At 63.5% G+C, this 23,970-nt stretch carries 21 protein-coding genes and 1 pseudogene; 16 read left to right on the top strand and 6 right to left on the bottom strand.

From position 1 onward, the window contains the following. Positions 1-113 precede the first annotated feature (113 nt). Together LOY69_RS03505 and cueR are read left to right on the top strand one after the other, a co-directional pair. Positions 114-2,510: a heavy metal translocating P-type ATPase gene (locus LOY69_RS03505; RefSeq protein WP_213664675.1), complete on the top strand. Its 2,397-nt coding sequence runs from the start codon at positions 114-116 to the stop codon at positions 2,508-2,510. After that, positions 2,507-2,911, top strand: coding sequence for a Cu(I)-responsive transcriptional regulator (gene cueR / locus LOY69_RS03500; RefSeq protein WP_060837378.1), 405 nt, complete (start codon positions 2,507-2,509; stop codon positions 2,909-2,911). The genes LOY69_RS03505 and cueR overlap by 4 nt, the downstream gene beginning before the upstream one ends. A 263-nt stretch (positions 2,912-3,174) precedes the next feature. On the opposite strand, the gene LOY69_RS03495 is transcribed toward cueR, so the two are convergent. Further along, entirely contained in the window at positions 3,175-4,071 is an 897-nt protein-coding gene (locus LOY69_RS03495) for a PA4780 family RIO1-like protein kinase (protein ID WP_102863027.1), read from the bottom strand. 456 nt (positions 4,072-4,527) lie between these two features. Here LOY69_RS03495 and LOY69_RS30480 point away from each other — a divergent pair. Together LOY69_RS30480 and LOY69_RS30475 are read left to right on the top strand one after the other, a co-directional pair. Further along, a pseudogene (locus LOY69_RS30480) lies at positions 4,528-5,616 on the top strand (cache domain-containing sensor histidine kinase); the annotation flags it as partial. A gap of 90 nt (positions 5,617-5,706) precedes the next feature. Continuing rightward, the gene (locus tag LOY69_RS30475) at positions 5,707-6,474 is read left to right on the top strand and encodes a methyl-accepting chemotaxis protein (protein WP_371826197.1); all 768 of its coding nucleotides are present in this window, start codon (positions 5,707-5,709) and stop codon (positions 6,472-6,474) included. 84 nt (positions 6,475-6,558) lie between these two features. Here the strand turns inward: LOY69_RS30475 and LOY69_RS03485 are convergent, their stop codons facing one another. Further along, positions 6,559-7,836, bottom strand: coding sequence for an acetyl-CoA C-acetyltransferase (locus LOY69_RS03485; protein ID WP_265074136.1), 1,278 nt, complete (start codon positions 7,834-7,836; stop codon positions 6,559-6,561). Between the two features lie 133 nt (positions 7,837-7,969). Here LOY69_RS03485 and LOY69_RS03480 point away from each other — a divergent pair, with 133 nt between their 5' ends. Both LOY69_RS03480 and LOY69_RS03475 read left to right on the top strand, forming a co-directional pair. Next, positions 7,970-9,322, top strand: a complete 1,353-nt coding sequence (locus LOY69_RS03480) for a 3-oxoacyl-ACP reductase (protein WP_123391182.1) — start codon at positions 7,970-7,972, stop codon at positions 9,320-9,322. Positions 9,323-9,324: 2 nt separating this feature from the next. Continuing rightward, complete coding sequence (locus LOY69_RS03475) at positions 9,325-10,179, top strand: MaoC family dehydratase (RefSeq protein WP_110595498.1); 855 nt, start codon at positions 9,325-9,327, stop codon at positions 10,177-10,179. Positions 10,180-10,186: 7 nt separating this feature from the next. On the opposite strand, the gene LOY69_RS03470 is transcribed toward LOY69_RS03475, so the two are convergent. Beyond that, a complete protein-coding gene (locus LOY69_RS03470) occupies positions 10,187-10,636 on the bottom strand; it encodes a DMT family transporter (RefSeq protein ID WP_102863022.1) in 450 nt (149 codons plus the stop codon). 420 nt (positions 10,637-11,056) lie between these two features. Here LOY69_RS03470 and LOY69_RS03465 point away from each other — a divergent pair, with 420 nt between their 5' ends. After that, a complete protein-coding gene (locus LOY69_RS03465) occupies positions 11,057-12,556 on the top strand; it encodes a collagen-like triple helix repeat-containing protein (protein ID WP_265074135.1) in 1,500 nt (499 codons plus the stop codon). Between the two features lie 192 nt (positions 12,557-12,748). Then, complete coding sequence (locus LOY69_RS03460) at positions 12,749-14,425, top strand: ShlB/FhaC/HecB family hemolysin secretion/activation protein (protein ID WP_265074134.1); 1,677 nt, start codon at positions 12,749-12,751, stop codon at positions 14,423-14,425. Between the two features lie 74 nt (positions 14,426-14,499). On the opposite strand, the gene LOY69_RS03455 is transcribed toward LOY69_RS03460, so the two are convergent. Continuing rightward, complete coding sequence (locus LOY69_RS03455) at positions 14,500-14,913, bottom strand: response regulator (RefSeq protein ID WP_110595495.1); 414 nt, start codon at positions 14,911-14,913, stop codon at positions 14,500-14,502. Positions 14,914-15,100: 187 nt separating this feature from the next. Continuing rightward, positions 15,101-15,307 (bottom strand): Flp family type IVb pilin, encoded by a 207-nt coding sequence (locus LOY69_RS03450; protein WP_102881931.1) that lies wholly within the window; start codon positions 15,305-15,307, stop codon positions 15,101-15,103. A gap of 329 nt (positions 15,308-15,636) precedes the next feature. On the opposite strand from LOY69_RS03450, the gene cpaB reads away from it, so the two are divergent. Genes cpaB through LOY69_RS03410 form a run of 8 tightly spaced genes read left to right on the top strand, consistent with a single transcriptional unit; the run spans position 15,637 to position 23,103 of the window. Next, positions 15,637-16,572: a Flp pilus assembly protein CpaB gene (cpaB, locus tag LOY69_RS03445; protein WP_102881932.1), complete on the top strand. Its 936-nt coding sequence runs from the start codon at positions 15,637-15,639 to the stop codon at positions 16,570-16,572. Positions 16,573-16,591: 19 nt separating this feature from the next. After that, positions 16,592-17,845: a type II and III secretion system protein family protein gene (locus LOY69_RS03440; protein WP_123391192.1), complete on the top strand. Its 1,254-nt coding sequence runs from the start codon at positions 16,592-16,594 to the stop codon at positions 17,843-17,845. Next, positions 17,842-19,029: an AAA family ATPase gene (locus tag LOY69_RS03435; RefSeq protein WP_102881934.1), complete on the top strand. Its 1,188-nt coding sequence runs from the start codon at positions 17,842-17,844 to the stop codon at positions 19,027-19,029. Before LOY69_RS03440 ends, LOY69_RS03435 begins: the two co-directional genes overlap by 4 nt. After that, complete coding sequence (locus LOY69_RS03430; RefSeq protein WP_102863014.1) at positions 19,026-20,306, top strand: CpaF family protein; 1,281 nt, start codon at positions 19,026-19,028, stop codon at positions 20,304-20,306. Before LOY69_RS03435 ends, LOY69_RS03430 begins: the two co-directional genes overlap by 4 nt. 16 nt (positions 20,307-20,322) lie before the next feature. Further along, a complete protein-coding gene (locus LOY69_RS03425; protein ID WP_102881935.1) occupies positions 20,323-21,204 on the top strand; it encodes a type II secretion system F family protein in 882 nt (293 codons plus the stop codon). Position 21,205: 1 nt separating this feature from the next. Next, entirely contained in the window at positions 21,206-22,090 is an 885-nt protein-coding gene (locus LOY69_RS03420) for a type II secretion system F family protein (RefSeq protein ID WP_102863012.1), read from the top strand. Between the two features lie 10 nt (positions 22,091-22,100). Next, complete coding sequence (locus LOY69_RS03415) at positions 22,101-22,835, top strand: tetratricopeptide repeat protein (protein WP_265074133.1); 735 nt, start codon at positions 22,101-22,103, stop codon at positions 22,833-22,835. A gap of 1 nt (position 22,836) precedes the next feature. Further along, entirely contained in the window at positions 22,837-23,103 is a 267-nt protein-coding gene (locus LOY69_RS03410) for a DUF3613 domain-containing protein (RefSeq protein WP_110650856.1), read from the top strand. Between the two features lie 56 nt (positions 23,104-23,159). On the opposite strand, the gene LOY69_RS03405 is transcribed toward LOY69_RS03410, so the two are convergent. Next, positions 23,160-23,948 (bottom strand): response regulator transcription factor, encoded by a 789-nt coding sequence (locus LOY69_RS03405; RefSeq protein WP_110595489.1) that lies wholly within the window; start codon positions 23,946-23,948, stop codon positions 23,160-23,162. Positions 23,949-23,970 lie beyond the last annotated feature (22 nt).

The following is a 23,970-nucleotide window of genomic DNA, read 5'->3' as shown; positions in this document are numbered from 1 at the left end:
GGCGTGCTCCTGCTCCCCCCTGGGACAAAATGAAGCACCCTGGCAATGCCCGCTTGACCTTGCCTGCATGGCAAGGTTGATCCTGTGGGCAACATTTACAGGGAGTGTCAGCCATGCCTGAATCAACCACCTTCGACCTGCCGATTGCCGGCATGACCTGCGCCAGTTGCGCCGGTCGTGTGGAGCGTGCCTTGGCCAAGGTCGCCGGTATACGCGCGGTCAGCGTCAACCTCGCCACGGAACAGGCCCGGATCGAAGCCCCCGGGGACAGTCTGCCGGCCCTGCTGGAAGCGGTGGAAAATGCCGGTTACAGCGTGCCGGTGCAGTCCATTGAACTGACCATCGGCGGCATGACCTGCGCCACCTGTGCCGGCCGTGTAGAACGCGCCTTGAACAAGGTTCAAGGCGTGCGCAGCGCCAGCGTCAACCTGGCCACCGAGCGCGCCCACGTCGAACTGCTGGGCCTGGTCGATCCGACGCAGCTGATCAACGCCGTGACCCAGGCCGGCTACTCAGCCAGCCTGTGGCAGGCCGAGCACAAGCACGGCAACGACCAGCAGCAGAACCTGCGCCGCGAACGCTGGAGCCTGGTCCTGGCGATCCTCCTGGCCCTGCCCCTGGTGCTGCCGATGCTGGTGCAACCCTTTGGCCTGCACTGGATGCTCCCGGCCTGGGCCCAGTTCGCCCTGGCCACTCCGGTGCAGTTCATCTTCGGCGCACGCTTTTATGTCGCCGCCTGGAAAGCCGTGCGCGCCGGCAGCGGCAACATGGACCTGCTGGTGGCCCTGGGCACCAGCGCCGGTTATGGCCTGAGCCTGTATGAATGGGCCACGGCCGCCGCCGGCAGCATGCCGCACCTGTACTTCGAAGCCTCGGCGGTGGTGATCGCCCTGGTGCTGCTGGGCAAGTACCTGGAAAGCCGCGCCAAGCGCCAGACCGCCAGCGCCATCCGCGCCCTGGAAGCCCTGCGCCCCGAGCGGGCAATCCAGGTCATCGATGGGCGCGAGCAGGAAGTCGCCATCAGCGCCCTGCGCCTGAACGACCTGGTGCTGGTCAAACCCGGCGAGCGCTTTCCGGTGGACGGCGAAGTCATCGAAGGCCAGAGCCATGCCGACGAAGCGCTGATCAGCGGTGAAAGCCTGCCGGTGCCTAAGCAGCCCGGGGATAAAGTCACCGGCGGCGCCATCAACGGCGAAGGCCGCCTGCTGGTACGCACCCTGGCCCTCGGCGCGGAAACCGTGCTGGCACGGATCATTCGCCTGGTGGAAGACGCCCAGGCCGGCAAGGCACCGATCCAGAAGCTGGTGGACAAGGTCAGCCAGGTGTTCGTGCCCACCGTGCTGGTGCTGGCGCTGATCACCCTGGTGGGCTGGTGGCTGTATGGCGCGCCCCTGGAAACCGCAGTGATCAACGCCGTCGCCGTGCTGGTGATCGCCTGTCCTTGCGCCCTGGGCCTGGCCACCCCCACCGCGATCATGGCCGGCACCGGCGTGGCCGCCCGCCACGGCATCCTGATCAAGGATGCCGAAGCCCTGGAACGAGCCCATGAAGTCAGCTCGGTGGTTTTCGACAAGACCGGCACCCTGACTTCCGGTACGCCACGCATCGCCCATATGCAGGCCCTGGAAGGCGACGACAACAGCGTGCTGCAACTGGCCGGTGCCCTGCAGCGCGGCAGTGAGCATCCCCTGGCCAAGGCGGTGCTGGACCTGTGCCAGGAACGCCAACTGCCAGTGGCCGATGTCAGCGCCAGCCAGTCCCTGACCGGGCGCGGCATCGCCGGCACCCTGGACGGCCGCCAACTGGCCCTGGGCAACCGCCGCCTGCTGGAAGAAAGCGGCCTGACCCCGGGCAGCCTGGCCCAGGCAGCCAAAGACTGGGAACACGAGGGCCGGACCCTGTCCTGGCTGATCGAGCAGAGCCCGCAATCCCGGGTACTGGGCCTGTTCGCCTTTGGCGACACCCTCAAGCCCGGCGCCTTGCAGGCGGTGCAGCAACTGCGCGCGCGGCATATCAGCAGCCACCTGCTGACCGGCGACAACCGTGGCAGCGCCAAGGTCGTGGCCGACGCCCTGGGCATTGACGATGTGCACGCCGAAGTACTGCCGGCGGACAAGGCCGCCACGGTGACAGCACTGAAAAAGACCGGCGTGGTGGCCATGGTCGGCGACGGCATCAACGACGCCCCGGCCCTGGCGGCGGCCGACATCGGCATTGCCATGGGCGGCGGCACCGACGTGGCCATGCACGCGGCCGGCATCACCCTGATGCGCGGCGATCCACGACTGATACCCGCGGCCCTGGAGATCAGCCGCAAGACCTACGCGAAAATCCGCCAGAACCTGTTCTGGGCCTTCGTCTACAACCTGATCGGCATTCCCCTGGCGGCCTTCGGCCTGCTCAACCCGGTGCTGGCCGGGGCGGCCATGGCCCTGTCCAGCGTCAGCGTGGTGAGCAATGCGCTACTGTTGAAAACCTGGAAACCCAAAGACCTGGAGAACGCCGAATGAACATCGGCCAAGCGGCGCGCAAGAGCGGCCTGAGCGCCAAGATGATCCGTTACTACGAGTCCATCGGCCTGCTCAAGCCGGCCCATCGCAGCGACAGCGGCTATCGCCTGTACGGCGACGAAGACCTGCACAGCCTGGCCTTCATCAAGCGCTCTCGCGATCTGGGCTTTTCCCTGGAAGAAGTGGGCAAGCTGCTGACCCTGTGGCAGGACCGGCAGCGAGCCAGCGCCGATGTAAAGGCCCTGGCGCGCCAGCACATCGATGAGCTCAACCAGAAGATCCGCGAACTGGCCGGGCTGCGCGACACCCTGCAGGACCTGGTGGAGCACTGCCACGGCGACCATCGTCCGGACTGCCCGATCCTCAAGGAACTGGCTTCGGGCAGTTGTTGCGGGTCCTGAGTATTTGCAAGAAGCGATCTCTGTAGCCGCTGCCGAGCCCTGGCGAGGCTGCGAAAAGGCCCGCAGGGCCTTGCTTGGCGATCCCTTGCAAAATTTCAGCGCCCTCAAGATCCTCGCGTCCCTTCGGGCCGTGCGCAGCCTGCGGCAGCGGCTACAAGGTGCCAAGGTGCCAAGGTGCCAAGGTGCCAAGGTGCCAAGGTGCCAAGGTGCCAGGTAGTTTGCAGGCATAAAAAATCCGGCCAAGGCCGGATTTTTTTATTCCATCACTGCATCCAGGGCGGAGGCGGTGGTTCTTCGGATTTGCCTGGCGGCGCATCGTCCGCCGCCCGCACTGCCTGCCGGCGCTCCTCGTCGAGACGTGCCGCTTCGATCTCGCGGATCACGCTGCCAACATCCGCCAGTTCTTCGGGGTCGTCGAACTCGCCGGTCAGCACACTGCCCGGATGCAAGGTGCCAGCCTCGTACAAAGCCCACATTTCCTTGGCATAACGGGTGTGCTTGAGCTCCGGGGCAAAACGCCCGAAGTAGGACGCCATGTTGCCCACGTCCCGCTCCAGCATGCTGAACGCGTGGTTGTTGCCTGCCGCGTCCACCGCCTGGGGCAGGTCGATGATCACCGGACCATCCGGCGTCAGCAGCACGTTGAACTCGGACAGGTCACCGTGCACCAGCCCGGTACACAACATCAGCACGATCTGGGAAATCAGGAAGGCGTGATATTCACGAGCCTGGTCCGGTTCCAGCACCACATCGTTGAGCCGCGGCGCCGCGTCGCCGTACTCGTCGGCCACCAGTTCCATCAGCAACACGCCTTCGAGAAAGTCGAACGGCTTGGGCACCCGCACCCCGGCATTGGCCAGACGGAACAAGGCCGCCACTTCGGCGTTCTGCCAGGCGTCCTCGGTTTCCTTGCGACCGAACTTGGAGCCCTTGGCCATGGCCCGCGCCTGTCGGCTGTTGCGAACCTTGCGCCCCTCCTGATATTCCGCCGCCTGACGGAAACTGCGTTTGTTCGCCTCCTTGTAGACCTTGGCGCAACGTAGCTCGTTGCCGCAGCGCACCACATACACAGCTGCCTCTTTACCACTCATGAGTGGGCGCAGCACCTCGTCTACCAGACCGTCTTCGATCAGGGGTTCAATGCGTTTTGGAGTCTTCATCAGCTTTTATTGGGGGTCCCTTGTTACCAAACACGCGAAAGTCACTCGTTATACGGCAATCCTCCCACCACGGGAAAGGGCTGCCGAGCGCCGGACGACAGCAATGCACTCAATGTGCCAGATCCCTGAAGCGCTGCCGCCGAAGATCATAGCCGAGTGGCCAGCGAACAACGTCCGCCATGGCTTGAGAGATTGCCGCCATCCGTCGCACGCCCTTGGCGTCTTCAAGGAGGTTTTTTCTCTGCGCGACTCAATTTTCCGCCGTCCCAGCCGAAGTCATCAGAGACAAAGGGATTTTGTCCGACAATCCAATAAAGACGTCAGCCGCCGGCCAAGGTTCGATCGCTGCCTGCTCGACTTCTGCATCAGGGACTGCAATCAGCGCCATCTTTCAAGCTGCCAATAATCCGCGAGTCGCCTGCACTTCGTGGTCATACAAGAAAATCTGGAGCGCGGATGAATATCAAACAGAAACTCACCTGGGCCTTCGCCGCCATTGCCTGCCTGCCCGTGGTGCTGGTGGCCACGCTGGTGGTGATCAACCTGCGCAGCGAAGCGCAAAACACCTTTGTCGACGGCAGCGGCCGCGAGATCCGCCAAGTGGCCAATGCCATGCAGCTGTTCTTCGAAGGCATCAGCCAGAACATCGACTACCTGGCAGCCCAACCCTTGCTGACCCAGGCCGGCGGCGATCTCAAGACCTGGATGAGCGCCGATGCCGCCAAGATTCCAGAAGGCGAGCAGGACAAACGCATCTTCGAACTGTTCGCCGCCATGGCCGCCAGCCACCCCGCCTATGCCTATGTGTCCTATGGCGTGAGCAACGGCGGTTACGTCTCCTGGCCCGCCGACCTGAAGCTGGCCAACTACGACCCTCGCGTACGCCCCTGGTACAAGGCCGCGCTGGCCAGCCCGGGCAAGACCCTGCGCACCGATGCGTACTACTGGGCCCCGGACGATGCGGTGCTGGTCAGCACCGTGCGCTCCCTGGCCAACCAGTTGGGCCCCCAAGGCGGCGTGGTCGCGGTCGATGTGTCGCTCAAGCAGCTCACCGAAATCGTCAAGCAGATCAAGCTGGGCGAGTCCGGCTACCTGATGCTGATGGAAAACAACGGCACGGTGCTGGTGGACCCCAAGCAGCCGGAGCATAACTTCAAGGCCCTGGACAGCCTCGGCGAGGGTTACGCGCAACTGGCCAAGACCGGCAAGGGCCTGGTGCAAGTGGAACTGGGCGGCGAGCACTACATGGCCAACGTCTGGCCTTCTGAACAACTGGGCTGGACCTTCATCGGCCTGATCAAGCAGAACGAAGTCATGGGCTCGGCCACCCAGCTGACCTGGATCATCGCTGTGATCGCCGGGGTCCTGGCCGTGCTGTTCGCGGTATTCGGAGCCAGCTTCGCCAGCCTCATCGTGCGGCCGATCCGCAGTGTCGCCAGCGGCCTGGAAGGCATCGCCCAGGGTGAAGGCGACCTGACCCGCAACCTGAATATCCGTGGCAGCGATGAAACCGCGCAACTGGCCAACTGGTTCAACCAGTTCCTCGCGGCGATCCGCAGCCTGATCCAGCACATCGGCCAGGCGGCACAGAAGATTCTCGCCACCTCCCATTCCTCGACCCAAGTTTCCAACGACATGGCCGAAGCCGCCGGACGCCAGCGCGAAGCGGTGGACATGGTGTCCACGGCCTTCCACGAAATGGTAGCCACGGCCAACGAAGTGGCTCGCTCCTGCAGCCAGGCCGCCGAATCGGCAGACAGCGGCCAGCGTCAGGCCCAGGAAGGCCAGCAGCAGATCGACGACGCGGTGCACAGCGTCGACCGCCTGAGCCAGGAGATCGAGCAGTCGGCGCAATCGATGCAGCAACTGGAACGCGACAGCAACGACATCCAGTCGATCCTCGGCACCATCCGCTCCATCGCCGAACAGACCAACCTGCTGGCCCTCAACGCCGCCATCGAGGCCGCCCGGGCCGGAGAGCAGGGGCGCGGTTTTGCCGTGGTGGCCGACGAAGTCCGCGCCCTGGCCAAGCGCACCGCCGATTCCACCGCCGAGATCGACGGGCTGCTGGGCAACCTGGCCAAGCGCACCAGCGCCGTGACCCAGCAGATGCACGCCAGCCTGGAAGTGTCCCAACAGTCGGTGAACCGCATAGGCCTGGCGCGCAACAGTTTCGGACAGATCCGCGAGTCGGTGGACGTGATCCGCGACATGAACACTCAGATCGCCACCGCCGCCGAGGAGCAGCATCAAGTGGCGGAAGACATCAACCGGCACATCAGCCAGATCCATGGCGATGCGCAACGGGTGGCGGAACTGGCCAACGCGGCACGCCTGGACTCCCAGAACTTGGCGGGGCTGTCCAATGAGCTGGACAGCCTGGTGCGGCGCTTCAAGACTTGAGGCCCCTTTCGCCGGCAAGCCGGCTCCTACGGATTTGGAGGCACTTCTCTGTAGGAACCGGCTTGCCAGCGAATGCCACGAACCTCAGCGTTCGATGATCGCCGTCACACCCTGCCCACCCGCGGCACAGATCGAAATCAGCCCGCGCCCCTGCCCCGCCACACTCAGCAACTTCGCCAGGTTGGCGACAATGCGCCCGCCGGTGGCGGCAAACGGGTGCCCCGCCGCCAGGGAGCTGCCTTTGACGTTAAGCCGGGCGCGATCGATGCGGCCCAGAGGCGCGTCGAGGCCCAGGCGGGTCTTGCAGTAATCCGCGTCTTCCCAGGCCTTGAGGGTGCACAGCACCTGGGCGGCAAAGGCTTCGTGGATCTCGTAATAATCAAAGTCCTGCAGGCTCAGCCCGTTGCGCGCCAGCAAGCGCGGCACGGCATACACCGGGGCCATCAGCAGGCCTTCGGCTCCTTTGACGAAATCCACCGCGCCAGCCTCGCCGTCGCGCAGGTAGGCGAGGATCGGCAGGCCGCGCTCCTGGGCCCATTGCTCACTGCCCAGCAACACCAGGGAGGCGCCATCGGTCAGAGGCGTGGAATTGCCGGCGGTGAGGGTGCCCGCGGCACTGCGATCGAAGGCGGGCTTGAGGCTGGCGAGTTTTTCCAGGGTCAGGTCCGGGCGCAGGTTGTTGTCCCGGGTCAGGCCGAGGAAGGGGGTGAGCAGGTCGTCGTGCCAGCCTTCGGCATAGGCGGCGGCCATTTTCTGGTGGCTCTCCAGGGCCAGTTGGTCCTGCTCGCCACGGGGAATGTTCCAGGTCTTGGCCATCTGTTCGCAGTGTTCGCCCATGGACAGGCCGGTGCGCGGCTCACCGTTGCGCGGCAGTTCCGGCTTGAGGTGATGGGGCCGCAACTGCAGCAGGATCTTCAGCTTGTCGCCGGTAGTCTTGGCCCGATTGGCCTGCAACAGGATCTGCCGCAGCCCCTCGTTGACCCCGATCGGCGCATCCGAGGTGGTGTCGACGCCACCAGCGATGCCGCAGTCGATCTGCCCCAGGGCAATCTTGTTGGCCACCAGCAAAGCCGCTTCCAGGCCGGTGCCACAGGCTTGCTGAATGTCGTAAGCCGGGGTGGTGGGCGATAGCCGCGAACCCAGTACGCACTCCCGGGTCAGGTTGAAGTCCCGCGAGTGCTTGAGCACCGCCCCCGCCACCACCTCGCCAAGGCGCAGGCCATGGAGCTGGTAACGCTCGATCAGGCCCTCCAGGGCGGCCGTGAGCATGGCCTGGTTGCTGGCCGTGGCATACGGGCCGTTGGAGCGGGCGAAGGGAATGCGGTTACCGCCGATAATCGCGACGCGACGCAGCTGTGTCATGGAAAGCTCCCTATTCTATGAGTGCGACTTCGGTGAGTACCTCTCCCACTAGCGTAGGAGGCTTCTCGCAGATCGAACGACTCGCGGCCATTCGTGGTCCACACTTTGAACCCCAGCCTGCGGAGTGCGTTCCATGTCCGACCGTTATATCGACTTCGCCAATTCGTCCATCGGCCAGCGCCTGGTCGGGGCCCTTGGCCTGCCGTCACCGGTACGTCTGGAGCGCTGGCAGGCCGGCCGCCTGCGGCCCATCGAAGGCGCTCTGTTGATCGGTGGCGGCGCCATGGCCCAACAGGTGAGCGCCCTGGCACCGCGCCTGACCGATTCGGTCTACAGCTACGGCACCGATCCGACCCTGGCCACGCCCTGGATTCCCGGCCATGGGCCCAAGCTCAAGGCCGTGGTCTTCGATGCCAGCGAACTGCGGCATACCGATCAACTCAAGCAACTGCGGGAGTTCTTCCAGCCGCTGCTGCGCAGCCTTGAATCCAGCGCCCATCTGCTGATCCTCGGACGTGCTCCGCACACCCTGGCAGAGCCCTTTGCCGCCAGCGCCCAGCGTGCCCTGGAAGGCTTCAGTCGCTCCCTGGCCAAGGAGCTGCGCAACGGCGCCACCCTGCAACTGCTGTACGTGGCCGAGGGCGCCGAAGAGCAGTTGGAAGGCGCCCTGCGATTCTTTCTCTCGCCCAAGAGCGCCTATGTTTCCGGGCAGGTGATCCACTTGCAGCCCTGCGCCAGTCAGGTCCAGGACTGGAGCCGGCCGCTGGCCGGGCGCAAGGCCCTGGTCACCGGCGCGGCCCGGGGCATTGGCGCGGCCATCGCCGAAACCCTGGCCCGGGACGGGGCCCAGGTGCTGTTGCTGGATGTGCCCCAGGCCAAGGCCGACCTGGACGCTCTGGCGGCCCGTCTCGGCGCACGCGCCATCGGCCTGGATATCTGCGCCGAGGACGCCCCGGCCCAGTTGCTCGAACAACTGCCCGAGGGCATCGACATTCTGGTGCACAACGCCGGGATCACCCGGGACAAGACCCTGGCCAACATGACCGCCGAGTTCTGGGACGCCGTGCTGGCGGTGAACCTCAACGCCCCGCAGGTACTGACCCAGGCCCTGCTGGACAGCGGCCGGCTGCACGATCACGGACGCGTGATCCTGTTGGCCTCCATCAGCGGCATTGCCGGCAACCGCGGGCAGACCAACTACGCCGCCAGCAAGGCCGGGCTGATCGGCCTGGCCCAGGCCTGGGCACCGCTGCTCAAGGCCCGGGACATCAGCATCAACGCCGTGGCGCCAGGCTTCATCGAGACCCAGATGACCGCCAAGGTGCCCTTCGCCTTGCGCGAAGCCGGACGCCGCATGAGTTCCCTGGGCCAGGGCGGCCTGCCTCAGGACGTCGCCGAGGCCGTGGCCTGGCTCGGCCAGCCGGGCAGTGGCGCGGTCAGCGGGCAAGCCTTGCGGGTGTGTGGCCAAAGTGTCCTGGGAGCCTGAAGATGACAACGCACTGGCATGAACTGAACCTGCCTGCGCTCTTGCCGCCGCTGTTTCTCAAGGCGGCGCTGAGACGGCGGAGCAATGGCACCGAGTTGCCCGAAGATGGCCTGCGCTGCTGGATCAGCCTGGAGCCCAAACGGCTGGCGGCCTATCGCAAGGTCTGCGGTTTTGCCGACAACGGCCTGCTTCCCGCTACCTATCCCCATGTGCTGGCCTTCGCCCTGCAGATGCAGCTGCTGACCGCCCAGAACTTCCCCTTCCCGTTGCTGGGGCTGGTCCATCTGGCCAACCGGATTCGAGTGTTGCGCCCCATGGGCAACGTCAGCAGCGTGCGCATCGGCGTCCGGGTGGACAACCTGCAACCTCACGCCAAGGGTGCGGTGTTCGATCTGGTGACCACCGTGGACGATCTGCTGGGGCCGCTCTGGGAAGCCGAAAGCCAGATGCTCTGTCGCACAGTCAAGTTGCCCGGAGAACCTGCCGCGCCGCTCCCACCATTGGGCGAAGGCCTGAACGAGGTGAGCCGCTGGCAGGCCGAAAGCAATATCGGCCGGCGCTACGCCAGGGTCTCTGGTGACTACAACCCTATCCACCTCAGTGCCTGGAGTGCCCGCCTGTTTGGCTTTCCCCAGGCCATAGCCCACGGTCTGTGGAACAAGGCCATGACCCTGGCGGCACTGAGCGAGCACCTGCCGGCCGCGAATATCGAAGTGTCGGTGCATTTCATCAAGCCCGTGCTGCTGCCCGGAACCGTCCGCTTGCTGGCCAGCGCTGCAGGGTCCAGTGGCGAACTCCAGCTACTGGGCAATGGCGATCTGCAACATATGCAGGGTCGCTGGCAGCCCATCGCCTGAGACGTCATCACCCCCGGCGAATAAGCACTACACCGGCGACGATCAGCAGCAATCCGGCAATCTTGCCGAGGCTCACCGGCGCCTCGCGAAAGCCCACCCAACCAAAGTGGTCCAGGGCCAGGGCCATGCTCAACTGACCCGCCAGCACCAGAGCCATGAACAGCAAGGCGCCGATCCGTGGCCCGGCAAAAGCTGCGGTGGTGATGAAAAAGACCCCCAGCAGGCCGCCACACCAGTGCCACCAGGTCAGGCCCTTGAGGGCACTCAACGAGGGCATCTCACGCTGCATCAACACCAGGATCAACAAGGCTGCAGTACCGACAAAAAAGGAAATCAGTGCTGCGGCCAGCACACCGCCGACCTGCTTGGCCAACTGACCATTGATTCCGGCTTGCAGGGCCAGAAAGGCCCCTGCGAAAAACGGCAGGCACAACAGCCACCAGATTGGACTAGGCATCACAGGCTCCAACAGCAATTCGGCCGCGCAGTATAGGCCAGCGCAGATTTGAAAGTCCTCGACACCCATTAACAGAATCTTAGAAAACTGCCGTTCTCTTGAGCAGAAAACAAAATAGAACCCATTAATTGTATATATATAACTTTCGTTTAGAGCTTACGAGCAGTCGCTCCAGACAGAGATACAAGATATTGATTAATAACAACTTATAAAACACAAACTTCACAAACAATACTTTCAAACTAGTCACTTTTAAAGCAGTAGAAAACCAAGAATAAAACTCATTAATACCAAGTTCATAATTGTTCAAAAAGTCTCTCGCGCCTTTCATGTAGACAACGGACGAAGGTATCTCCAGCAATAGAACTGGAGAGCTATCGAAAACAACGAACGTTGTAATAGGTGCAAGGGATACCTCTCATGAAAACTCAATTCGGATGGAAAGCGTGTACAGCACTGGCGATGATCCTGACCCTCAGCCTGGCGGGCTGCAGCGGCGGCGGTGGTGGTCATAAGAGTGGTTCGAGCAGTTCTCCTGCCAGCTCAGGTGGTGGCAGCACCGATGGCGGAACCGGTGGCACGCCCAGCACCCTGGTGACCGCCGACGTGGCGTCCGACGTGGGTACTACCGTGAGCGGTGTCGGCGACGGCATCAGCGCCCTGGGCGACTCTCTGGCAACGGTTCCAGTGGTCGGCGGCCTGGCCCGCAGTGCCGTCAGCACTACCGGCAATGTGGTGGACAGCGTTGGTGAGGGCTTGACCAATGGCCTTGGCAAACTGGGCAGCGATCCCAAGGCCCTGAGCAAGACTACGGCCACCGTCGGCAACGTGGTCGGCGATGTGGGCACCGGAGTCAAGGATCTCAGCGGGCAACTGGCGACGACCACCCAAAGCGTTCCGGTCGTCGGTGGCGTGGTGACCAGGGTGGCCCCGGTACTCAGCGGTGTCGGCACCCGGGTAACCATGCTGGGCAACACCTTGAGTACCGTCACCAGCAGCGGGCCAGTCGGCACCCTGACCGATGGCGTGGGTGACAGGGTACTGGTACCGGTAGTGAGCATGGCAGAAGGCCTGACCGACAAGGTGGGCAGCACCACCGGCCTGGGTGCACCAGTCAAGGGACTGATCAAAGGCGTGAGCGATGCTGTGGATGATACCGGCGAGAAGGTCAGCGATACCGGTGATGGCAACCCTGTGACCGATCTGTTGGGCAATGCCCTGAGCAACGCCAGCGGCGCGGTAAACAGCGCAGGTGGCTACGTCGGCAAGTCCGGGAGCGGCACCGGAAGCGGTGGCAGCAACGGTGGCGGTACTGGCCTGGGCGGCACCGGCATGCTGGAAGTCGTAGGCGGTGCAGTGGCCAATCTCGGCAACGGCATCAATACCGGCAACACCAATGGCGCTGTCAGCGCAGTGAGTGCCGCCGGCGGTGCGGTGGGCGGCCTGATCGCCTCGGTGGGCGGAGCCCTGGGCGGCCCTGGCACTCCCAACCTGGTGGTCACCGCGCCCCTGGCCAGTGTCGGCGTAAACCTGGGTTCGGCGTTGAATCCGATCACCAGCTCCGTCACTGGCCTGACCCAGCAAGTAGGCGCAGCCAGCGGCCTGGGTGGCGCGGTCAGCGGTCTGCTGGGCCAAGCGGGCGGGGCTGTGAGCAATGTGGGTACCACTGTTGCCGGTGGCATAGGCGGCAATCAGGTCGGCGGCGCCCTGGGCGGCACCCTCGGCGCAGTGGGCAGCACCGTGGCCTCGGTCGGCGGTCTGGTCAACGGTGGCACTGCCCCCAGCGGCGGTCTGCTCGGTGGGGCCGGGATCGGCGTCGGAGCCAGCGCCAACGGCAGCGCTTCTGCAGGAGCAGGTCTCAACGGTGGCCTGGGTGGTGTGCTGGGTGGTTTGACCGGCGCCCTGGGCGGCAAGAAATAATTTGCACCTGGCCGATTCGACGGCCTCACCTACAGCGCCTACGCTTGGTTGAGGGCGAGAGGTTCAGATGAATCTCTCGCCTTTTTGTTTATCCAGAGCATCACCCTCCAGCACCTGATCAGGGCTCAGACCTTGAACGGTGCATGGAATGAGGACTTTTAGCATCGCTGCGGCTTGACCATGGAGTGTCCTATGCGCACGTTGGCCAGTTTGTTGTTGATTGGATGCTGTACCTCCGCTTACGCCGACTCCCTTCCGCGCTTTCTCAACAGTAACGACAGCATTACCAACCTGCCCCAACCCAACCTGCCGGTGGACGCCTACCGCCCGGCTACACCGCAGTTGCAGATGCCTGAGCAACCCGTCGCCCCCCAAGGGCAGCAGCCGCTGATGATGGGCACCAAGGTTACGGTGCGTCAGGTCCAGATCGAGGGTGGCACGGTCTACCCTCTTGAGCAGTTGGCGGCGATCTACCAGCCATTGATCGGCCATGAAACCAGCTTCGCTCAATTGATCGAAGCCACCCGTGAGATCACCCGACGCTACCAGAACGACGGCTACCTGCTGTCCTACGCCTTCATGCCGCAGCAGAACTTCAACCAGGGTGTCCTGCGGGTGGTGCTGGTGGAAGGCTATATCAGGGACTACCAGCTACAGGGCGACATCGGTCCGGTGTCCGCCTATCTGGACAAGCTGGTGAGCAAGCTAAAGGCCGAACGCCCGCTGACCCGCAAGACCTTCGAGCGCTATACCACTCTGATGAGCCGGGTACCGGGCGTGACCCTGCAAGCAGTGGTGCCACCACCGGGAACCACCGACGGTGCGACCCAATTGGTCGCCGTGGCCAGCCGCAAATCCATCAGCACCACCCTCAACAGCACCGACGACAATCGCAACGGTCTGCAGGCCCTGGTGGGTATTACCAGCAGCTCGCAAACGGCCTGGGGCGAACAGCTGAGCCTCAGCGGACTGTTTCCCCCGGGCAAGGACAAGGAGCACTACTACCGCCTGGATTACAGCCAGTTGCTGGGTTCCGAGGGCACGCAGTTGAACCTCTACGGTGCGCGCTACCGCAGTGATCCGCGAAGCAACGTGCAATTGGGCAATGGCCTGGAGCTTGAGTCCCATCGCGCAAACGACCGTTTCTCCATCGGCGTCAGCCACCCCTTCATCGCCTCGCCCAATGAGATGCTCACCGCCGGTACACGCCTGTATGCAGTGAACGACAAGACCCGCTATCGGCTGAACAACGCCCCCCTGACCCTGGAAGAGAAAACCGATATCCGCGCCCTGGCGCTGGAGAGCGACTGGAGCAAATCCGATCCGCGCCAACTGCGAATCCTCAGCGCCGGTCTCTACCAGGGCCTGGACAGCATGGGAGCCAAGACCAACAACGCACTCTACGATCTGGATTTCTTCCGCCTGCGTGTGGCGGGGGTACAGAGCGACCGTTTCTTCGACAATTGGCAGGGGGTGCTTTCCGCAGCCCTGTACTGGAGCGATGACAATCTGCCAGACAGTGAACGGGCCAGTTTTGGCGGACAGAACTTCGCGCGGGGTTATCCCGATGACCAGGCCACCGGTGACAAGGGTTGGGGTGTGGCTTATGAGGTGAACTACAGCTTCCATCGCGCGGGTCCTTGGGTCCGGGTACTGCAACCCTATGTCGTGCTGGACCGCTCCAAGACCTGGTTCAACCAGTTGCCGGTCAAGGGCAGCAACCTGTCATCGGCGGCTGTGGGTCTGCGCTTCGGCGACACCAAGCACTACAACATCGCCCTGGAGGCCGCCAAGCCCATGTCCGATGAAGCCCTGGACACCTACAACCGCCGTCCGCGCTATACCTTGAGTTTCAGCTATCAACTCTGAACAGTTGGGTGATTTTGACCTGCTCCCCAGCAGGTCTTTTTTTGCCGGCAAAAAAGACCGAGCAAGCCTGAAGGTCAGGGACCGACGATATGCAGCCGGGGTTGGGGAAACAGATTATTGAGGGTTTCCAGCAGGCGCACGTAATAGATCGGCTTGCGGAACAGATCCAGGACCTGCAGACGCAACAGGTCACTGACGTCATCCATGTCGGCGTGCCCCGACATGACGATCACCGGCAAGTGCTGGCGCGAGGTGTGCTCGCGCAGACGCTTGATCAGCGACAGGCCACCCTCTTCCGGCATGCGCAGGTCCGTGATCACCAGAGCAATATCCGGATGCTGGGTGAGGTGTTCCAGAGCACATTTCACCGAGGTGGCGGTAAAGCAGCAAAAGCCCTCGCCCTCCAGCAGCTCGGCGAGTTCCATCAGCGCATCTTCTTCGTCGTCCACCAGCAACAATTGCTGACGTGTGGGTTGAGGGGAGGTCATGGACAGTACCCTGGAGTGAGCGTCACGCCCGTGGTTGAACGCAGCCATCGAACATCAGGCTACCGGTGGCGTAACCGCAAACAGGCCTTCGGTTCTAGAAAACCGAAGGCCTGCACGGAACCGGGGGTAGCTTGAAGGTCTGTCGAAAGCGCTGCCCAGCGGCTGCTCACCTGGGCCACTCCGCTGATCAAGGCTCAGGCCGGGTGACGGCGTCGCCTCCAAGGCTGGTCAGGATGTTGTTGAAGATGGCCAGTACACGATCACCCAGAGGGGTAACGAACGCTACGACCACCACTGCCACCATCGCTACGACAATCGCGTACTCGATCGCGGATGCGCCTTCGGTGCGGTCAAAAAACAGGCGCGCCCTGAGCAACAAATATTGAAGAATCATCCTAGCTCTCCTTTGCGCCAGACGGCGCCACTGGAACAGCACTGGGCAAAATTCCCCGGTGCCACCTGAGCATTGTCAACAAAGCCCGGACCAGCAACTGTAAGAACTGATTAATCACAAAGTATTAATCGGATGGTTGGCGCCAAAAAACTCGCCCCATTGAATCAACTCATACTTTTGTTAGCTATTTTTCGACGACTTAATGGCATTTCGTCCTAGCTCTACTACCTTCACATAGCGAAATAGTTGCATGTTCATAGCTGCCTGATTGCGAAATTAACTCGTTTGGAATCACGGGCTGGTGGTGCAGCAGGATAGGGAGAGCCTTCATGAACAGTCGCGTCACCATGGGTCTGGCTGGACTTCTGCTGCTGGGTGCGGTGTTTTTCGGTTACTGGGGCCTGGTCCTCAGCCGTCAACCCGAACCGGCACCACCGGCTCAACCGGTGGCCCCCCGCGTCGTCGAACAAGTCACCAGCAATGCCGAAGACCAGACCCGCCAACCCGTGGTGGTACTGGTGCGCGATGTGCCACCTTTCGTTCCGCTCACCGCCGCGGATCTGGCGCTGGAAAAACTGCGCACCGCGCCTGCCGGCAGCCTCAGTGCCATTGATCAGGCGGTGGGCCGTACGCCCTGGCGACAACTGAGTGCCGGCACCTGGCTCAACGCCCAGAGCTTCGAGACCGGTGGCACCCTGGCACGAATGATTCGCAGCGATGAGCGAGCCCTGGCGGTAGCGGTGGATGAAGTCATCGGCGCCGCCGGGCAACTGAGCCCCGGGGACTATGTCGACGTGCTGTTGTTCCTGCGTCAGGACACGACCAATCCACAGCAATCGGCACAGATCGCCGTGCCCGCCATGCGGGTACTGGCAGTGGGCGAGCAACTGGGACTGACCAATGACGGACAGCCCGCCGCCCCAGCGGTGACCCGCGAGGAGAAGCTCAAGCAGGACCAGCGCCGGATCGCCGCCCGCACGGTGGTTCTGGCCGTACCCGAGCAGCTCTTGAGCCGGTTGATGCTCGCCACCCAGGTCGGCGTGCTGCGACTGGCCGTGCGCAGCAGCGATGAGCAGCGCCTGGCCCACTACTGGGCCGGCAACGAGGACGCCATCGGACACCTCGATGCAGCCAACAGCAACCTGTTCCAGTTCACTCAACTGGCCCTCGGCAAAGCTCCCCGTAGCCCGCTCGCCCAAGGTGGCGGACCACGCTCGGCGGTGGAGGTCATCCGGGGCAACCAGGTCTCTCAACAAACCCCCTGATCGAGCAAGGATGCATGACATGCGCAGTCGTTCCATGCCGCTGTTCACCACACTGCTGACGCTGAGTCTGGGCCAATGGCTCTGGAACCCGGCCATGGCCGCGCCAATGTCGGGCTGCTCGAGCCTGGCGCCGTTACCGGCCGTGCTGGAAGTCGGCGAAGGTTTGCAACAGGAGCTGCAGTCCCCGGTGGTCATCACTCGATTGGCGGTAGGCGATCCGAAAGTTGCCGATGTCCACGCCAACGGCAACAAGGCCTTTCTGCTCACCGGCATGGCTCCCGGCGCCACCAGCCTGATGGTCTGGACCTCCTGCTCCAGCACTCCACGCCAGAGCATGGTGTTCGTCCGCGGCCGGGCCACTGCCGACATGACCGCCAGCCGCTTGCCAATCAGCGACGATCCGTTGCTGCCCAGCCAGGTACAGACCGACATCCGCTTCGTCGAGGTCAGCCGCACCAAGCTCAAGGAGGCCAGTGCCTCGATCTTCGGCCGCGGAAACAACTTCCTGTTCGGCTCCCCTGGCACCGCTCCCGTCACCACCGGCACCGCCGGCAGCGTCACCCCGACCTTCGGTGGCCGGCGGACCAACATCCCCCTGGACAACGGCACCTTCAACATCGGCTTCGGCAACGGCCGGGTGCTGACCCTGATCAACGCCCTGGAAGGCAGCGGCTTCGCCTACACCCTGGCCCGGCCCTCCCTGGTGGCCCTCAGCGGCCAGAGCGCAAGCTTCCTGGCCGGTGGCGAAATCCCCATTCCGGTACCCAGCACCGCTAGCAACAGCGTGACCATCGAATACAAGGAATTCGGTATCCGCCTGACCCTGACCCCCACCATTGTCGACAGCGGTCGCATTTCGCTGAAAGTGGCGCCGGAGGTCAGCGAGCTGGACTACAGCAACGGCGTGACCATCGCCGGGACCGTGGTACCGGCGCTGATCGTACGACGCACGGACACCAGCATCTCCCTGGCCGATGGCGAGAGCTTCGTCATCAGCGGCCTGATCAGCACCCGCAACAGTTCCCTGGTGAGCAAGTTTCCCGGGTTGGGGGACATCCCGGTACTGGGGGCCTTTTTCCGCGACTCGACGATCAATCGCGAAGAGCGCGAGCTGCTGATGGTGGTCACTCCGCATCTGGTCCAGCCCCTGGCCGCCGATGCCAAGCTGCCGGCCTTGCCCGGTGAACGCCTGCGCAGCTACGACCCGAACTTCTATCGCATGTTCTTCCTCGAGAACGGCAACTTCGACAAGCGCAGCGGGCTATCGCAATGAGCCAGAACATGAGCCAGACGTTCCTGGCCATCACCCGCAACAGCACCGATCTTGAATGGCTGCAGGGCGCCCTGGCACCTCTGGGCCAGGTGGTAGGGGCCGATGGCAGCCTCGACGAGTTGCTGGCGCTGGTGGACGTGACTTTCGCCAACCTGGTGTTCGTCGGCCTCGACCGCGAGCATGTGGTGGCCCAGGCCGCACTGATCGAAGGGGCCCTGGAAGCCAAGCCGATGCTGGCGATCGTCGCCCTCGGCGATGGCATGGACAACCAGTTGGTCCTCAACGCCATGCGTGCCGGCGCCCGGGACTTCGTCGCCTACGGCTCGCGTTCCAGCGAAGTTGCCGGTCTGGTCCGACGTTTGAGCAAACGCCTGCCGGCAGTGACGCCCAACACCCAGATGGGCGGCCTGACCGTGCTCTACGGCGCGCAAGCCGATAGCGACGGCGCACTCCTGTCCGGGCACCTGGCCCTGGTGGTGCAAAAGAGTGGCCAGCAGACTCTGCTGCTGGACCTCGGCCTGCCCCGTGGCGACAGCCTGGCACTGTTGGGGCTGGAAAGTTCGTTCCACTTCGGCGATGCCCTGCGCCACCTGCGGCGCCTGGATACCACCCTGATCGACAGCGCCTTCACCAGCACTGAAGCCGGCTTGCGCATCCTCGCCTACGCCAGTCACGACGAACCCCTGGAACACACCAGCGCAGCCGAGCTGTACATGTTGCTCAGCGCCTTGCGCCAGCACTTCCAGCACATCGTGGTGAACCTCGTTGGCCAGCCCGACAGCGAGGCTCTGCGGACCTTCGTCAGTCATTGCGACAAGCTGATCTGGTGCACCGACCAGAATGTCCTCGACTGCCGGCGCAACCTGGCGGTCCTCAATCACTGGCGCGAAAAGGGCATGAAACTGGAGCACGCACGCTTGCTGGTGGACCGCTACCTGCGCGCCGTCACTCCGGATTCCGAAACCCTGGGCAAGACTTTCGGCCTGGAAGTGATCGCGGTGCTGGCCTACAACCCGGAGGTGCGCCTGAACGCCAAGAACCAGGGAGTCACCCTGTTTGAAATGGCCCCCCGGGAGAGCCTGACCCAAAGCATTCGCACCTTGGGCGAACGCCTGGCCAAGCGCTCCGAAGGCCTGACCAAGCCCAAGGCCGGCTGGCTCAACAGAATCATGGGGGGCAGATGAGCGGCGAAAAACTCTTTGGCGCCCCGGCTCGTCCGGCACCGGGCAATAGCGATCACGAAGGCCTGAAGCTGGTGCTGCATCGCTACATCATCGATGCCATCGAAGACTCGGGGAAAAACCTGCTGGAAAGCTCCCGGCAGAACCTTTCGCAGTTCGTCACCGACAAAGTGGCGGAGTACATCGCGCGCATGCACCTGGCGATTTCCCGCTATGAAATGGAACGGCTGGCGGAGGAAATCGTCGATGAGCTGACCGGCTTCGGCCCCCTGGAAGTGCTGCTGCGCGATCCGGCGGTGACCGAGATCCTGGTCAACGGCCCGCACCGGGTATTCGTCGAGCGCGACGGCGTGCTGCACCAGAGCGACCTGCGTTTCATCGACGCCCACCACGTTGAGCGGGTCATGCAACGGATCCTTGCCCCCTTGGGCCGACGCCTCGACGAGTCCTCGCCGATGGTCGATGCGCGCCTGCCGGACGGCAGCCGGGTCAACGCCATCATTCCTCCCATCGCCCTGGACGGCCCCTGCCTGTCGATTCGTAAATTTCGCAAGGACATGCTCAAGAGCAGCGACCTGATCGCCATGCAGACCATCGACCTGGCGATCTTCGAGTTCCTCCAGGAGGCCGTGGGCAAACGCTGCAACATCCTGATCAGCGGCGGCACCGGTACCGGCAAGACCACCCTGCTGAACATCCTCAGCCAGTTGATCAATCCCCACGAACGGCTGGTGACCATCGAAGACGTGGCCGAACTGCAACTGGGGCACCCCCATGTGGTGCGTCTGGAAACCCGCCCGCCCAATGCCGAAGGCCATGGCGAGGTCAAGGCCAGCGACCTGATCCGCAACGCCCTGCGGATGCGCCCGGATCGGATCATCCTCGGTGAGATCCGCGGCGTGGAAGTACTGGATGTACTGACCGCGATGAACACCGGCCACGATGGTTCCATGAGTACGGTACACGCCAACAACGCTCAGGATGCCCTGTTGCGCCTGGAGACCCTGGTGGGCCTGACCGGTCGCCAGATCGCCGAGCGCACCTTGCGGCAGATGATCTGCGCGGCCCTGGATGTGGTGATCCAGTTGACCCGCCTGCCCGATGGCCGGCGCTGCGTCAGCGAAGTGGTGGAGGTGGTGGGCATTCGCGATGACATCTATGTCACCAACACCCTGTTCCGCCTGGATCGCCGCAGCGGCTTTGGCTTCGGTTTCCTGCGCGAGGCGCTGCACCCGGCGGGGGACAAACTGCGCCGCGAGAGCGGGCTGAGCGTCAATTGAACCGGCGAGGTAGCCCATGATCGGCCTGCTGCTTACCTTGATCTGCCTGATTCTGCTGGGGCTTTCCGGCTGGCTGTTCTACCACGGTGTGCGCAAGACCGAGCGTGAGCGAGTGCTCAACCGGCTGGCCGAAGGGCAACCCGAGCTGAGCCCGCAACGCAGTCCATGGATCGGCCTGGAGCGCGCCTTCGCCCGCGCCGGCCTGGGCCAGCCCAGTGAGCGCCTGGGCCTGTGGCTGGCGGTGTGGGCAGTGCTGATGTTGTTGGGCTACCTGCTGGGGGACTGGCTCGGACTGCTGGGCTGCCTCTTCGGCCCACCGCTGCTGTTGCGGCTGTATATCGCCTGGCTGTACCAGCGCCGGCTCAAACGCATGATCGAGCAACTGCCGCCCTTGCTGGATCACAGCGTGCGCAGCCTGAAGTCCGGACGCACCCTGGCAGACGCCGTGCTGGGAGCCATCGAGGCCAGTAACGATCCGCTGAAACAAGCCATGGGGCGTATCCAGCGCAACGTGCAACTGGGGGTCAATCTGCCGGACGCGGTCAACGATTTCGCCGAGTTCTACGAACAGGACGAGTTACGCATGTTCGCCCTGGGCCTTAAGGTCAATCACCGATATGGCGGCAACGCCAGCGAGCTCCTGGAAAACCTGATCAAGCTGATTCGCGAGCGGGAACAAGGGGCCCGACAACTGAGCGCGATGACCGGCGAAACCCGCATGACCGCCTGGGTCCTGGGAACCCTGCCGCTGCTGCTGGTGGGCTACTTCATGCTCACCAACCCGGGCTACATGCTGGGCATGTGGCACGACCCTTCCGGACAGAAAATGCTGATCACTGCCGTGTGCTTGCAGATCTTCGGCTGCCTGGCCCTGTGGCGCATGTTGAGGAGTATCTGAAATGCTTCTGCTGGCCGCTGCGATGCTGTTTTTAGGTGCCTTGCTGCTGCTTGGCAACGGCGTGCTGGAGCAACGCCGGCGCGAGCGCCAGGTTGCCCAGCGCCTGCAAGGCAACCTGACTCGTGACAACCGCCTGGGCAGTTGGCTGCGACAGTTGGGCGACAGCCGCTTCGGCCAGCGCGCCGTCAGCATGGACAGCGAGACCCAGACCCTGCTCAACCGTCTGGGCTGGCGTCGCGCCAGCCAGCGCTCGCTGTTCGCCGCCAGCCAGATCGCGACCCCGGTGCTGGCGGTGTGCCTGGTGATCTTTGTCCAGGAAGTGGCATTCCCCAATGCGCAAAGCAAATGGCTGGTACCGATGCTGGCGGCCGGGGCCGGTTATCTGCTGCCCAAGCGCGCCCTGGCCTACGCCGCTCACCGCCGGCAGAAACAGATCGCCCTGGAGATTTCGACCTTCATTCCCTTGCTGCGCATTCTGTTCGAGTCGGGCATGGCCGTGGAACAGGCCCTGCGGGTCCTGAGCAACGAAGCCGGGAAGCTGCTGCCGGAACTGACCCACGAGTTGCGCCTGATCCTGGCACGGGTCGATTCGGGCCTGGAGCTGGGCCAGGAGCTCAGCCAGACCGCGACCCTGCTGGCGGTGGACGAATTCACCGACACCTGTGTGATTCTCCAGCAACTGGTACTGCAAGGCGGCGGGGCGATGAAATCCCTGCAGGCCCTCAAGCAGTTGCTCGACGACCGGCGCCTGACTCGCCTGCAGGAATACATATCGAAAATGTCGGCCAAAATGTCGGTGGTGATGATGCTGTTTCTCTTCCCCGCCTTGTTGATCGTGCTGGCCGGGCCGGGCTTCACCGCCATCGCCCGGGCCTTTGCTGCCTAGAGGGAATTTGATGAAAGCCATAATTGTCGCCACCAGTTTGTTGCTGCTCGGCGGATGCGCCAGCAACGGCCAGGTGCCGTGGGCAGCCCTGACCCACTCCGCCAGTTGCGCCAAGCTCAGCTCAGAGCAGGAGCTGGCGGTGAACCTCGCCGATGAGATGGCCAACGACGGCAAGCTGCACGCCAGCCTGGCCAACCTGCAGAACCTGCCGGACAACCTCGCCGAAGTGCGGGTGCGCAAGGCCCGGGTCTACCGCCTGCTGGGCCGTAATGAGGCCGAGCCACTGTACCGCAGCCTGCTGGGCTCCTGCCTGGCCGCCGAGGGCGAGCATGGCCTGGGCCAATTGGCGGCGGCCCGGGGGGACAACGGCCAGGCTCAGGCTCACCTGCAACGGGCGGCGCGACTGGCACCGACCAATGAAAAAATCCGCAACGACCTGGGGGTCGTCTACCTCAACCAGTTGCGCATCGAAGATGCACGCTTCGAATTCCTCACCGCCATCGAGCTCAAGCAGTCCGAGCCGCTGGCGGCCATCAACCTGGTGACCCTGTTGCTTTATCAGGACAACTGGAAGCAGGCCGCCGAAGTGGTCAGCCAGGCCAACCTGAATCCCCAGCAATTTTCCCAGGCCCAGGCCCGCGCCGAGGCGCTGGGGAAACCCGCGACAACCACGGCCTCCGTGCCCCAGGTGGCGAAGGGTTCCACGACCCTGCAGCCCGAGGCCACGCCGTCCAAGGAGCGCTGAAATGAAACTGCCCATGCTCTGCTGCACCGCCCTGCTGACGATCCCTCTGGCTGCCCAAGCCATCGATGCAGGCCCCGCCTCGCCCCAGCAGCAGGAGACCGAAGGCTGGCTGCTGTTGCAAAGCCGCAACCTGGCCGCCTCGCCGCAGCCACAGTCGGCGACCCCCACGGAACGTGAGCTGGCGTTGCAACGCTGGTTGAAAAAATACCACTACGAAATTCCGGACCTGTACGACCCGGATGCCGGTGGCAAGGTGGAAACCAAGTAGCCAGGAGGGAATCGAGCGGCGGTGAGCTCATCACCGCCGCCATGCACTGCTCGTTATCAGTGGGCGGTGACCCGCTGGCGCAGCCCCGAATTGCTCGGTGACAAGGCCAGGGCCAGTTGCGTGCGGTTGTGCATGTGGGTCAGCCGCAGGACCTGGGAAACGTAGAGTTTTACGGTGTTTTCGGTGATCCCCAGTTCACAGGCGATCTGGTAGTTGGTCTGCCCCTTGCCCACCAGTCGCGCCACGTCCAGTTGTCGTGGCGACAGCTGGTTGAAGATGGCCGGAATCTCGATGGCATCAGCGTCTGCGCTGTCGCCCTGAGACTCCTCGCTGCGACTGGCGGCGGGGGTACGCCGGACCTTGTCCAGGTCCTGGTAGAGATCGTCTATGGACTCCGAAAGAAATTGCAGCTTCTGGTTCAGGTGCCCCAGGTGCAGGTTCTTCTGCCGCTCCTGCAAGGCGACTTCCTGACGCTGCAGGCCTTCGAGGAGTTCGTCCAGGTCGATGGGTTTCTGGTAGTAATCGGCAATGCCGGCGCGCAGGGCCTTGATCACGTCCTGTTTGTCCGCCTGCCCGGTGAGCATGATGGCTTCGAACACCCGATGCTTGCCGGCCAGGCGCTGCAGTTCCTGCACCAGCTGGATGCCGTCCATATCCGGCATGTGCAGATCGCAGAGCACCAGGGAGATTTCCGGGTCCTTGTTGAAGCACTCCATCGCCTGGAGGCTGGACTCGCAAGGAACACAACGGTAACCACTGCTTTCAAGAAACTCGCAAAGTTCTTCGACAATCAGTGGCTGATCATCGACCACGAGCACTTTCATCTGTGAGGTGAGCTTGTTCACGTGCTACTCCGTGCGGGCCATT

This window comes from Pseudomonas sp. B21-059 (assembly GCF_026016285.1).
GTDB classification, from domain to species: domain Bacteria; phylum Pseudomonadota; class Gammaproteobacteria; order Pseudomonadales; family Pseudomonadaceae; genus Aquipseudomonas; species Aquipseudomonas danubii.
This window is presented reverse-complemented; position numbering and strand designations above follow the sequence as displayed.